The organism is Pseudomonas sp. UBA7500, assembly GCF_002478435.1.
Taxonomy (GTDB): Bacteria; Pseudomonadota; Gammaproteobacteria; order Pseudomonadales; family Pseudomonadaceae; genus Aquipseudomonas; species Aquipseudomonas palmensis.
This window is the reverse complement of the sequence record NZ_DLNW01000039.1, coordinates 1-11,501: the sequence shown is the minus strand read 5'-3', so window position 1 is coordinate 11,501 and position 11,501 is coordinate 1. Positions and strand designations below refer to the sequence as shown.

The 11,501-nt window shown below is 67.2% G+C and carries 13 protein-coding genes; 4 read left to right on the top strand and 9 right to left on the bottom strand.

The features are described 5' to 3' along the window. From B4I46_RS16660 to B4I46_RS16630, 7 genes are all read right to left on the bottom strand, one after another. A partial coding sequence (locus B4I46_RS16660) for an FtsX-like permease family protein (RefSeq protein WP_286901025.1) occupies positions 1 to 1,143 on the bottom strand: 1,143 nt, incomplete at its 3' end. Further along, complete coding sequence (locus B4I46_RS16655) at positions 1,140 to 1,796, bottom strand: ABC transporter ATP-binding protein (RefSeq protein WP_043860253.1); 657 nt, start codon at positions 1,794 to 1,796, stop codon at positions 1,140 to 1,142. The genes B4I46_RS16655 and B4I46_RS16660, both read right to left, overlap by 4 nt. 189 nt (positions 1,797 to 1,985) lie before the next feature. Then, on the bottom strand, positions 1,986 to 3,032 hold the full coding sequence (locus B4I46_RS16650) for a class I SAM-dependent methyltransferase (RefSeq protein ID WP_104572512.1): 1,047 nt from the start codon (positions 3,030 to 3,032) through the stop codon (positions 1,986 to 1,988). Between the two features lie 143 nt (positions 3,033 to 3,175). Next, complete coding sequence (locus B4I46_RS16645) at positions 3,176 to 4,510, bottom strand: cation:proton antiporter (protein ID WP_043860236.1); 1,335 nt, start codon at positions 4,508 to 4,510, stop codon at positions 3,176 to 3,178. An 87-nt stretch (positions 4,511 to 4,597) separates the two neighbouring features. Beyond that, positions 4,598 to 5,260: a hypothetical protein gene (locus B4I46_RS16640; protein ID WP_043860235.1), complete on the bottom strand. Its 663-nt coding sequence runs from the start codon at positions 5,258 to 5,260 to the stop codon at positions 4,598 to 4,600. A gap of 2 nt (positions 5,261 to 5,262) precedes the next feature. Further along, the gene (gene ampC / locus B4I46_RS16635) at positions 5,263 to 6,423 is read right to left on the bottom strand and encodes a class C beta-lactamase (RefSeq protein WP_256589675.1); all 1,161 of its coding nucleotides are present in this window, start codon (positions 6,421 to 6,423) and stop codon (positions 5,263 to 5,265) included. Beyond that, positions 6,420 to 7,226 (bottom strand): AraC family transcriptional regulator, encoded by an 807-nt coding sequence (locus B4I46_RS16630; protein WP_054914413.1) that lies wholly within the window; start codon positions 7,224 to 7,226, stop codon positions 6,420 to 6,422. Before B4I46_RS16630 ends, ampC begins: the two co-directional genes overlap by 4 nt. Before the next feature lie 79 nt (positions 7,227 to 7,305). Between B4I46_RS16630 and B4I46_RS16625 the strand changes: the two genes are divergently transcribed. After that, on the top strand, positions 7,306 to 8,280 hold the full coding sequence (locus B4I46_RS16625; protein ID WP_043860233.1) for a bile acid:sodium symporter family protein: 975 nt from the start codon (positions 7,306 to 7,308) through the stop codon (positions 8,278 to 8,280). A gap of 80 nt (positions 8,281 to 8,360) precedes the next feature. Here B4I46_RS16625 and B4I46_RS16620 read toward each other — a convergent pair whose 3' ends face one another. Both B4I46_RS16620 and B4I46_RS16615 read right to left on the bottom strand, forming a co-directional pair. Beyond that, positions 8,361 to 8,735, bottom strand: coding sequence for a DUF2784 domain-containing protein (locus B4I46_RS16620; protein WP_043860232.1), 375 nt, complete (start codon positions 8,733 to 8,735; stop codon positions 8,361 to 8,363). A gap of 9 nt (positions 8,736 to 8,744) precedes the next feature. Further along, positions 8,745 to 9,224 carry a GNAT family N-acetyltransferase gene (locus B4I46_RS16615; protein WP_043860231.1) on the bottom strand — a complete coding sequence of 160 codons (480 nt, stop codon included), beginning with the start codon at positions 9,222 to 9,224 and terminating at the stop codon, positions 8,745 to 8,747. A 188-nt stretch (positions 9,225 to 9,412) separates the two neighbouring features. On the opposite strand from B4I46_RS16615, the gene B4I46_RS16610 reads away from it, so the two are divergent. The 3 genes from B4I46_RS16610 to B4I46_RS16600 all read left to right on the top strand — a co-directional run. Next, positions 9,413 to 10,033, top strand: coding sequence for a LysE family translocator (locus B4I46_RS16610; protein ID WP_088515103.1), 621 nt, complete (start codon positions 9,413 to 9,415; stop codon positions 10,031 to 10,033). An 18-nt stretch (positions 10,034 to 10,051) separates the two neighbouring features. Continuing rightward, positions 10,052 to 10,924: an alpha/beta fold hydrolase gene (locus B4I46_RS16605; protein ID WP_229590153.1), complete on the top strand. Its 873-nt coding sequence runs from the start codon at positions 10,052 to 10,054 to the stop codon at positions 10,922 to 10,924. 104 nt (positions 10,925 to 11,028) lie between these two features. After that, a partial coding sequence (locus B4I46_RS16600; RefSeq protein ID WP_286901019.1) for a biotin/lipoyl-binding protein occupies positions 11,029 to 11,501 on the top strand: 473 nt, incomplete at its 3' end.

The window sequence follows — 11,501 nt, the reverse complement described above, 5'->3', positions numbered from 1 at the left end:
CTGCGCCTGGCGCCAGGCCTGGGGCTGTGCCAGCGCCAGCAGCGGCAGGCGCGCGGCGCGCAGCAGGCTGCCGGCACCGGCCAGTGCTGCCCCGAGCAGGCTGATGGCCAGCCCGCTCAGCCACCAGTGCAGCGGCAGGCTAAGGTGCCCGGCCACCTGGGCGCCATACAGGCCGCGCAGGCTGGCGGCCACGTCACCCAGCAGCAGGCTGGCCAGCAGGTAACCGCAGGCCACCCCGGCCAGCCCGGCCAGCAGCGCGAACAGCCCCAGTTCGATGGCCAGGGCAGTCACCAGCGCACGCACACTCACGCCGCAGGCACGCAGGGTGCGCAACAGGCTGCGGCGCTGCTCCAGGGCCAGGCCGATGGCCGCATGCACGATGAACAGCCCCACCAGGAAGGCCAGCAGGCCCAGCGCAGTGAGGTTGAGGTGAAAGCTTTCGGTCAGCCGTTGCAGGTCGTCGGTGTCGCTGGCGGCCTGCACCACCAGTAGCTCGTTCAGGCCCTCGGGCAGCGCGGGCGGGGTGTAGCCGGCGGGTATCAGCAGTCGCGAGAGCTGTTGCGGTGCCTGCAGCAGGCGTTGGGCCTGGCCGATGTCGACCACCATTACCCCCGGGGCCAGCTGCGCCTGTACCTGCAACGGCGGCAGACGCTGGCCGTCGCCGCTCAGCGGTTCGGCACCGGGCGCCAGGCCAAGGCGCTGCAGGGTGTCGGGTGCGATCCATGCCTGGCCCGGTGGGCCGATGAAGGCGGCGGGGTCGATGCGTTGGGCGGCCTGGCCGGCGATGGCGCTGCCGGGTGGCAGGCTCAGCGGCTCGATGCCCAGCAGTTTCACGCTGACCGGTTCGGCGCCGGCAAAGCGCAGGCGGCCTTCGAGCACCGGCGACACCGGCCAGCCGGCCCGGCGCAATTGAATGTAGGCGTGCTGGTCGAAGCGTTCGCCGTGGCGCGGGCTCACCTGCGCCTGCGCTGCGCCGGTCAGCAGCGCGTTGGCCCGCGCGTAGTCGGCGCGGGCCTGCTGGTTGAGCGCCTGGACCCCGGCCCACAGGGTGGTGGCCAGCCACAGCCCGGTGAGTATGCTGGCGCATTGCAGGGGGTGGCGCCGCCAGTGGCTGAGCAGCGCCTGCAGGCACAGGCCGATCATGCGCGTACCCGGCCCAGGTGCAGGGTCAGGCGCTGGTGCAGGCGGGTGGCCAGGTGGGCGCTGTGGGTGACCATCAGCAGGCTGCTATTGCTTGCCCCGACCAGCTCCAGCAGCAGGTCGAGCACGTTTTCGCTGCTGGCTTCGTCGAGGCTGCCGGTGGGTTCGTCGGCCAGCACCAGCGCGGGGCGCGAGGCCAGTGCGCGGCCGATTGCCAGGCGTTGCTGCTGCCCACCGGAGAGTTGCTCGGGGTAGCGTTGCAGCAGCGGCGCCAGGCCCAGGCGCTCGGCCAGGTGGGTGACCCAGGCCGGGTCATGACGGCCGGCCAGGCGCGCCTGAAAGGCCAGGTTGGCGGCCACGTCCAGGCTGCTGATCAGGTTGTATTGCTGGAACACCAGGCCGATGCCTTGTCGGCGCCAGTGTGCGAGCCCGGCTTCGGTGCGGGTGTGTAACGGTTGGCCGTCGAACAGAATGCGCCCGCTGTCGGGGCGTTCGAGGCCGGCTATCAGGTGCAGCAGCGTGCTCTTGCCGCTGCCGGACTCGCCCATCAGTGCCAGGCTGGTGGCGGCGGGCAGGTGCAGATCGACACCGCGCAGCACCGGCAGGGTGCCTTGGGCGGTGGTGAAGGTCTTGTGCAGGTTTTCGACGATGAGCATGGGTGAAGGGTAGGCCAGGTTGGGGCAGGTGGGTACATCGGGTTGTGCCATGGCGATCCTGCAGCCCAGGGTGGTTTTAAAAATGTAGGAGCCGGCCTTGCCGGCTCCCACATTGGTTGCAACGCACCCTGGCCTGCAGGATCGCAGTTGTCAGCCCTGGTGGCTCGACACCCGATTGCCGCGTCGCCTCTACTTGCGCGCCTCCAGTATCAGGTTGAACGGCGTCTCGCACGCCCGGCGCATGTGGCTGAACCCCGCCTCTTCAAGCACACCCCGAATGCGCGCCTCACCCGCCTGCGCGCCAAGCCCCAAACCCACCTCCTGCGACAGTGAATTGGGCGTGCACAGAAACGTCGAGACCGCATAGAACAAACGCCCCACCGGGTTGAGGTTGTCGTCCAGCCGATCATTCGAAAACGGCTCCACCAGCAACAGCGTGCCCCCCGGCTTGAGTGCCTGCCAGGCATGTCGGGCCGCACCCACCGGGTCGCCCAGGTCATGCAGGCAGTCGAAGAAGCACACCAGGTCATAATCGCGGCCAGGGTAGTCCTTGGCGCTGGCCTGGGTGAAGCGCACCCGTTCGGTCAGCCCGCTGTCCCTGGCCCGTTGACCGGCAGTGGCCACCGAGGGCGCGTGGTAGTCGATGCCGTCGAAATGCGAAGCCGCAAAGGCCTCGGCCATGAGCAGCGTCGAGGTGCCAAGACCACACCCGATGTCTGCCACCAGGGCCCCGGCGTGCAACTTGTCCACCACACCCTCCAGTGCCGGCAGCCAGCTGCCGACCAGATGGTTGCGGTAGCCAGGCCGGAACAGGCGCTCGACGCCACCGAACATGCACGCATGATGGTCGCCCCATGCCAGGCCACCGTCGCCGCGCATCGCCGCCACCAGCTTGTCCTTGTCGAGCACCATCGAGGCGATGGCCTGGGTGCCGCCAGCAATGTAGGTGGCGGAGTCCTCATGGGCCAGGGCCTGGGCCTGCTGCTCGTCAAGGCTGAAATGTTCGTCGTTGTGCTGCATGTAGCCAGAGGCGGCATGGGCGTTGAGCCATTCGCGAAGCAGGCGGGCATTGCAGCCAGTGCGTGTGGCCAGGGTCTGGGCGGTCACCGGCTGGCCGTCGGCCATGGCCCGGTACAGGCCCAGTTCTTCGCCGAGCATGATGTTGGGCAACATCGCGGCAGCGCCGAGGTCGTTGATAAGGGTATGGATGAAAGGGGTCGATGCGGGTTTGCTCATTGCCACCACTCCATTAGTTGGCATCCTTGAACGCGCAGATAACGTCGCCTATCTGCAGCCATCTGTCCTTGATGGGCAGCCTTTGACTCTAGTTCAGGGGGGCAGCAGGTCAAGTGCGAAGCGTGCGTCGCCAGCAGGGGCGGTCAGCCGCGCCGCCCGTAGTAGTTCAGCATCGGTTGCGTGCTCAGGCCATGTACCACGATGCTCAACGCCACCACCGACAGCGTGATGTTCAGGCACTGCGCCGAAAGCGTGCCGCCAAGGCCGTGGCTCAGGGCGTAGAACAGGTAGAACAGGCTGCCGATGCCACGAATGCCGAACCAGCCGACCATCAGCCGCTGGCGCAGGTCGAGCAGGCTGCCCCAAGGCATCAGCAACACGCTCAACGGGCGCACCACGCAGAACAACGCCAGGCCAAAGCCCAGTGCGCGCCAGTCCCAGTGGCTGGCCAGCGCCACGCCGAGCACGGTCACCAGGAACACTTCCATCACCCGCTCCACCAGGCTGCCGAAGGCAAGCATGTCGCCCATCATCACCCCGGCCGCCACCTGGGTGTCTTCGAGGTTGTCCAGGTCGCCATGCACCGCATTCTCCGGCGCGGCTTCCAGGTGCCCGGCCACCGGTTGCGCCAGGTGCTCGGACGGGGTCTGCGAACCGCCGGTGAAGCTCACCTCGGCCTGGCGCAGCCCCAGCCCGGCGGCAAACACCGCCAGAAACCCATAGGCGTGCAGGGTGTCGGCCACCACATACGCCAGTGCAATCAGCGCCAATGCCAGGTAGTCGTTGGGGGTGAGCGTGCTGTCGGCATGGCTGATGCGCAGGGTCAGGGTCAGGCGCCCCAGCAACTTGCCCATCCAGTAGCCCACCAGCAACCCCACCGGCATCGCCCACAGCAGGTCGCGCCACAACCAGGTGAACAGCGCCGAGCCGTCGACGGCCTGGCCCTGCACCAGCAGCAAGCCCAGCAGCACGAAGGGAAAGGCCACGCCGTCGTTGAGCCCGGCCTCGCCCGACAGGCCGAAGCGCAGCGGGTCGTGGTCCTGCGCATCGTTGACCTGCACCAGCGCTGCCAGCACCGGGTCGGTGGGCGCAAGGATGGCGCCGATCAGCAGGGCCGGCGCCCACGCCATGTCACCCAGGTAGTGCAGCACCACGCTGAAGCCACCGATGCTCAGCAGCATCACCGGGCCGGCCAGGCCGAATGCCACCCGCCAGACACGGCTGCGCAGCGGCAGGCGCAGCTTCAGGCCACTGATGAACAGCGAGAACAGCAACGCGACTTCGGTCAGGTGCTTGAGCCAGCCGGCGGCGTGGTCCAGGTCCAGGTGCAACAGGCCCAGCCCCAGCGGGCCGATGCCGATGCCCAGCAGCAGGCACACCGCCGAGGTGGTCACCGGCATCCAGCGCAGGTACGAGGAGGTCAGGGCCAGGATCAGCAACACGGCGCCGAACACGGCGATCCACAGGGTAAAACTCATCGAAGGCACCGTCGCATGGGGTCGGGCCAACGCTGGCCCCTGAGCATTCGAGGGGCGGGGTGCGGCAGAGGTTCACTGCACGCAGCATCAGGGCGCCGGGCTGTCGACCTGCTGCAGGCTGAAGGTGCCGGTGAACGGGTTGCCCTGCAGCCTGTAGCACTGGCTGTGGTTCTTGCGCAACCATGCAGTGCCCGCATCGACCGGGCCGCAGTTGGAGGCGGGCATGGCATCGACGATCAGGGCGTACTCCAGGCCCTCGTCCAGCTGCTGCAGGGCAAACCCCGCACAACAGACCAGGGCCGCGGCAAAGAAGGGTTCGAACGTCGGCACTTTCTGCGCCGGGGCCGGGGCGGCGCCGGGGCGTAGTCTGCCAGCCGCCCTGCGCAGCCACTGGGGCAACAGCAGGTAGACCCCCAGCAGCATCAGCGAGAACGGGATGGAATAGAGCGCCCCATATACCACCGCCGCGTTGTCCAGGTAGTCCACCTCGATGCCAAAGCGCGCATTGAGCATCCGTTGCGCAGACAGCTTGCACAGGTACACCACGACCACGCTGTACAGCAACGACCCTGGCCAGTAGCTGAGAAAGGCGAAGAGGCGCGACAGGTTCAGCAGCGCATAGATGCCGCCGGCCGCCAGCCCGCCGACCAGTATCAGGTTCGCGCCGAGGCTCGGCGGCAGGCGCGCGAAGCCCCACAGCCCGGCCAGCAGCAACAGCAGCTTGAGGGTGTCGCGTACCGGTTTGCTCACGGTCAGTGGCTACCTTCGTTCAAGGCGCCGAGGATCTGGTAGGCCAGCTTCACCCGCGCTTCATTGGGGTAGTTCTTGTTGGCCAGGATCACGATGCCGATCCGCTGCGAGGGCACGAACGCCACGTAGCTGCCAAAGCCGTTGGTGGAGCCGGTCTTGTTGATCCACACCGCCTGCTGCGGGGCCAGCGGGGGTTGCAGCGGCGTGACGTCGAGGGTTTCAAGGGCCATGCGGCTGGCATTGCCGTCGAGCAGGGTCTGCAGTGCGACCGGGTAGGGGTACTGTTCCCAGATCAGGTCCTGGGTCATGGGGCCCACCTGGTAGTAGCCGGTATGGGTGGCGGCAATGGCCTGCTTGAGGGGCGTATCGAGTTTCTCCAGGCCCATGTTCGCCTCGACAAAGCGCAGCATGTCGTCACTGCTGGACTTCACCCCGTAGGCTTCGTCGGCCAGCACCGCAGGGCTCAGCCGGGCGGGGACGTTGTCGCGGGTATAGCCCTGGGCGTACATACGCTGCCAGTTGGCAGGTACCTGCAGATGGGTGTTGTTCAGGCCCAGCGCCGGAAACAGCAGGTCCTGCAGGGCGGACCGGTAGCTCATGTCCAGTTGGCGGGCGCTGATCACCCCGAGCAGGCCGATGCTCGGGTTGGCATAGGTACGCCGGGTGCCTGCCGGGTAGCTCGGGGTCCAGTGCTTGAAGTAGCGCATCAGTTGCCCGTTGTCGTGCACGCTGTCTGGCAACTGCAGCGGGAAGCCGCCGGCGGTGTGGGTCGCCAGGTTCAGCAGGCTGGTGTTTTCCAGGGCACGGCCGCGCAGTTCGGGCAGGTAGCTGGCCGGGCTGTCGGTCAGCTTCAGCTTGCCGGTGGCCTGTGCATAGGCCGCCAGGGTGACGTTGAAGGTCTTGCTGATCGAGCCCAGTTCGAACAGGGTGTCGCGGTCGACGGCCTGGCCGCTGTCGCGCGAGGCCACACCGAAGTCGTAGTAGTGGTGCTGGCCATTGACTGTCAGGGCCACGGCCATGCCGGGTATCGCGTGCTCCTGCATCACGGCCTGGCTGGCGGCCTCTACCAGGTTGTCGAGGTTGTCAGGCACGGTGGCGGCCCAGGCGGCAGGGCTGGCCAGCAGCAGGGCGCTCAGCAGGTGGTGCGGTTTGAACAGGTTCACGTAATGGGTTTCCGGTGGGTCTGGAGGAATTCGCCCGGTGACAGGCCGAACTGTTTGCCAAAGGCGGCGATAAAGGCCGACAGCGATTCGTAGCCGCAGGCCAGGGCCACGTCGGTGACGCGCTCGCCGCGGCTGAGTGCTGGCAGCGCACTGAGCAGGCGCATGCGCTGGCGCCAGGTGCGAAAGGTCATGCCGGTGTCACGCAGAAACAACCGGCTCAGGGTCTTTTCCGAAACGCCGTACTTCAGGCTCCAGGCTGCCAGCCCGGTGCTGTCCTCGGGGTGTGCCTGCAGGCGCCGGCACAGTGCACGCAGGCGGGTGTCCTGGGGCAGCGGCAGAATCAGGTCTTCCTGCGGGGCGCTGGCCAGCTGGTCGAGCAGCACGGCGACCAGGCGCCCGTCTGCGCCCTCGGTGTCGTAGGCCACCGGCAGGCCGCTGAAGGTGCGGATCAGCTCGCGCAGCAAGGCATTCACGCCGATCACCCGGCACTGGGTGCCCGGCCACACGCTGTGCTCGATGTACAGGCTGCGGATGCAGGTGTCGTCGGCGCAGCTGACCTGATGGGGGGTATGCGCCGGGATCCACACCGCACGCTGCGGCGGCACCACGTAGCGTCCGGCGCCGGTGTGCACATGCAGCACGCCCTGGGCCGCGTACGACAGTTGCCCCCAGGCATGCTTGTGACGAAAGCCCAGGGCGATGTTGGCCAGCGACTGCGCCTGCCCGTACAGCGGGCGCGGCAGTACCTTGAGCTCGCTCAGGGGCGGGATGCGCGGGGCGTGGGGTTGTCCTTTGGGCGACACTCTTGGGGTTCTGTCGTTAGTCGGAAAAGAAAAGAAACCTTACCGTCTGCGCCATCCCAATAACAAGACAGGACGTGACATGAAACACCTGCGGTTGCTGTTCGACAATTTCACCCTGGCCCTGCTCGGCGTGATTGCACTGGCCACCTTGCTGCCCTGCGAGGGCCAGGGCGCGGTGGTGTTTGGCTGGCTGACCAACCTGGCCATCGGGCTGCTGTTCTTTCTGCACGGCGCCAAGCTGTCGCGCGAGGCGGTGGCGGCCGGGGCTGGGCACTGGCGCCTGCACCTGCTGGTTTTTGGCTGCACCTTCGTGATGTTTCCGCTGCTGGGCATGCTGTTCAAGCCGCTGTTCCTGCCGCTGGTGGGCGACGAGCTGTACCTGGGCGTGCTGTACCTGTGCGCATTGCCGGCCACCGTGCAGTCGGCGATTGCCTTCACCTCGCTGGCGCGGGGCAACATCCCGGCGGCGATCTGCAGCGCGGCGGCCTCCAGCCTGCTGGGCATCGTGCTGACGCCGCTGCTGGTGATGGTGCTGATGGGCGTACAGGGCGATACCGGGTCCAACCTCGATGCGGTGTTGAAGATCGTGCTGCAACTGCTGGTGCCGTTCGTGGCCGGGCAACTGGCGCGGCGCTGGATCGGCGCCTGGGTGGCGCGCAATGCACGCTGGCTGAAGACCGTCGACCAGGGCTCGATCCTGCTGGTGGTGTACACCGCGTTCAGCGACGCGGTGATCAGCGGGTTGTGGCAGTCGGTGCCGCTGGTGCGGCTGCTGGGGCTGGCGCTGGTGTGCTGCGTGTTGCTGGCGGTGGTGCTGTGGTGCACGCAGTTGCTGGGCAAGCGGCTGGGGTTCAACGTGGAAGACCGCATCACCATCCTGTTTGCCGGCTCCAAGAAGAGCATGGCCACCGGTGTGCCGATGGCCCAGGTGCTGTTTGCCGGGGGGGCGATTGGCGCGATGATTTTGCCGCTGATGCTGTTCCACCAGATCCAGCTGATGGTGTGTGCGGTGCTGGCGCAGCGCTATGCGGCGCGGGAGGAGGTGAGCGCCTGATTCAGGTGCTGTGGTGACCACTTCGCCGGCAAGGCCGGCTCCCGTAGGAGCCGGCCTTGCCGGCGAAGCGGCCTGAGCACTCACCGCAGGGCACGGCGCCTGCGCGAGTAGCACAACCACGCATAGACCCCCGCATTCACCACGAACACCAACGCCCCCAGCCACAGCTGGATGCCTGCCGTCAGCTTGGCCGGGTAGATCAGCGGTATCAGGTAATGCTCCACAAAGCTGTCGGGGTAGCCGGTGTCACCCGCCGCTGCACGCAGGCGGTTTTCCCACTCGGTCAGCGGGCAGGGCAGGTGCAGCACCTCCACCAGCACGCCCCAGGTCACGGCCGGCAGGTGCAGCCAGCACAGCCGCGGCCACCTGAGCACCAGCAACCCGCCCAGCATCACGAACACGATGAACGTCAGATGAAACAGTACCAGCCCGTCGGCGGCCAATCGAAAGAACATGACGTGGTCTCAACCCTGGGCGAAGCTGCGCAGCGTTTCACCTTCCATGCGATAACGCACCCACTCGTCCTGCGGCTGCGCGCCGATGGACTTGTAGAACTGGATGGCCGGTTCGTTCCAGTCCAGCACGCTCCACTCCAGGCGCCCGCAGCCCTTGGCACAGGCCTCCTGCGCCAGGTGGCGCAGCAACGCCTTGCCCGCACCCGTGCCGCGGGCCTGGGGCGTGACGTACAGGTCTTCGAGGTAGATGCCCTGGGTGCCGAGCCAGGTCGAATAACTGAAGAAGTACACCGCAAAGCCGATGGCCTGGCCGTCACGCTCGCAGATCAGCGCCTGGGTGCTGCTGCCTTCGCCGAACAGCGTGCGCTCGATATCGGCGACCGTGGCGATCACCTCGTGGCGGGCACGCTCGTACTCGGCAAGCTCGGTGATGAAGGTGAGGATCTGGCTGGCGTCTTCGACGCGCGCGGGGCGGATATGTACGGGCATGGCGGGGCTTCTGTTCCGGAAATCGAGGAGGGTTATCCTAAGGCAATTGCCCCTCGAGGGCACGGGAAGCCTGGAGGGTGGTGAGGGCTCGCCAAGTGTAGTGCCACAATTGCCCCCAACTGTATCGCAGCGCTGCGCGCCGACTTGGTTAGTGTCACTTCACAACAACACACCGCCGGACACCCGCCATGCTCACCTCGCTCAACCTGCTGATGGCCTTCGTGCTGTTCGCCTTCGTCTCCTCGATCACCCCCGGCCCCAACAACACCATGTTGCTGGCCTCCGGCGTGAACTTCGGTGTGCGTCGCACCATTCCCCACGCGCTGGGCATCAGTATCGGCTTCATGGTGCTGGTACTGGCGGTGGGCCTTGGCCTGGGCGAGGTGTTCAAGGCCTATCCGCTGGCCTACGGCGTGCTGCGCTACGTGGGCGCCAGCTACCTGCTGTACCTGGCCTGGAAGATCGCCAATTCCGGCCCGCTGACCAGCGCCGAACCCGGCACGCGCAAGCCCCTGGGTTTCTGGGGCGCGGCAGCCTTCCAGTGGGTCAACCCCAAGGCCTGGGTCATGGCCGTGGGCGCCATCACCACCTATGCACCCAGCCAGGGCTACCTGACCAACGTGATCGTGATCGCCGCGGTGTTCGCCGTGGTCAACCTGCCCAGCGTGTGCGTGTGGGTGATGTTCGGCAGCGCGCTGCGCACCGTGCTGCAGGACCCACGCTGGCTCAAGCTGTTCAATTGGCTGATGGCCGCACTGCTGGTGCTATCGCTGTATCCACTGCTGTTTGTAGAATCCGGTTTTGTGTAACCCCCACAGCGAGTCCCGATGGAACTGATCCCCTGGTCGCATGACTGCGCCGAACACTTCACCCTGCGCGGCTGGCGCTCACCTGCCAGCGGCAAGCCGCTGCTGCATTTCATCCACGGCACCGGGTTCTGCTGCCTGGCCTACCAGCCGTTGCTGGAGCGCCTGGCCGAGCATTTCGACCTGTGGCTGTGCGATGTGCAGGGCCATGGCGACAGCGATCATGGCGGCGCCTTCGTGGGCTGGAACCGCAGCGCCGCGCTGGCGATCGAGGCCTTCCAGGCAGGCCGTGGCGAATACGGGCAGGTGGCGTGCTTTGCCATGGGCCACAGTTTCGGCGGGGTGCTGACCGGCTTGATGCTGGCGATGGAACCGGGCCTGTTTCAGCGGGCGGTATTGCTTGACCCTGTGGTGTTCAGCCGCTCGATGCTGGGGGTGATGAGCGTGGCCACGCTGTTCGGCATGCACCGTCGCCACGGCCTGGCACGCAAGGCCGCCACCCGGCGCAGCCACTGGCCCGACCGCGAGGCGGCCTACGCCGCGCTGCACGGGCGCGGCATTTTCAAGGGCTGGCACGACGAGGCGCTGCAGGCCTATGTGGACCACGCCATCGGCGACTGCGGCGAAGGGGTGGTGCTCAAGTGCCGGCCGGCGCGCGAAGTGGACGTGTTCAGTTCGTTCCCGCGCGGGCTGTGGGCTGCCCTGGCCCAGGTGCAGACACCCGCACGGGTGCTGCATGGCATCACCACCTATCCCTTCGTACCCGTGTCGCTGGCGCGCTGGGCGCGTCTGAACCCAAGGGTCGAGCTGCGCGAGGTGCCCGGCGGGCACTGCTTCATGCAGGAAGATCCGCAGGCCTGTGCGCACGAGGTGCAAACCTACCTGCTGGGCTGATGGCAGGTTGTCCATTTCGCGACGAATACTGGCCTGTACGCTAGCGAACGCCAACCGCTGACCCCCTTAGAGTGCATCCTTGAACAACAACAGGGAGCACGAACATGAACCAGGCGGTCAGCCCCGAACCACCGGTTACCCAAGCCACCGAGCGCGTGCGCGTGATGACGCTGCGCCGCGCCCTGGGCGCAGCCGGCACGCTGGCGGTACTAGGGGTTGCCTTGTATGTGTGGCACAGCGGGCGCTTCAACGAACAGACCGACGATGCCTACGTGCGCGCCGACTGGGCGCCGATCAGTGCGCGGGTGGGGGGCTATGTGGCCCAGGTCAGTGTGGCCGACAATGCCGTGGTCAAGGCCGGCGACCTGCTGGTGCAGCTGGACGACCGCGACTATCGCCAGCAGGTGCGCCAGGCCCGTGCGGCGCTGGCCGCCAGTACCGCTTCGGTGCAGGCGCAGCAGGCCGTGCTGGTGACCCTGGCGGCGCAGCTGGAGGGGCAAGGGCAGGCGATTGCCCGTGCCGCCGCCGAGCGCGAGGCGGGCGGTGCCGAGGCGCGGCGCGCCGAACTCGACTGGCA

Bases quoted from the DNA above. Each gene is read 5' to 3' on its own strand.
- B4I46_RS16655 (WP_043860253.1), bottom strand. From the start codon at position 1,796: ATGCTCATCGTCGAAAACCTGCACAAGACCTTCACCACCGCCCAAGGC.
- B4I46_RS16650 (WP_104572512.1), bottom strand. From the start codon at position 3,032: ATGAGCAAACCCGCATCGACCCCTTTCATCCATACCCTTATCAACGAC.
- B4I46_RS16645 (WP_043860236.1), bottom strand. From the start codon at position 4,510: ATGAGTTTTACCCTGTGGATCGCCGTGTTCGGCGCCGTGTTGCTGATC.
- B4I46_RS16625 (WP_043860233.1), top strand. From the start codon at position 7,306: ATGAAACACCTGCGGTTGCTGTTCGACAATTTCACCCTGGCCCTGCTC.
- B4I46_RS16620 (WP_043860232.1), bottom strand. From the start codon at position 8,735: ATGTTCTTTCGATTGGCCGCCGACGGGCTGGTACTGTTTCATCTGACG.
- B4I46_RS16615 (WP_043860231.1), bottom strand. From the start codon at position 9,224: ATGCCCGTACATATCCGCCCCGCGCGCGTCGAAGACGCCAGCCAGATC.
- B4I46_RS16610 (WP_088515103.1), top strand. From the start codon at position 9,413: ATGCTCACCTCGCTCAACCTGCTGATGGCCTTCGTGCTGTTCGCCTTC.
- B4I46_RS16605 (WP_229590153.1), top strand. From the start codon at position 10,052: ATGGAACTGATCCCCTGGTCGCATGACTGCGCCGAACACTTCACCCTG.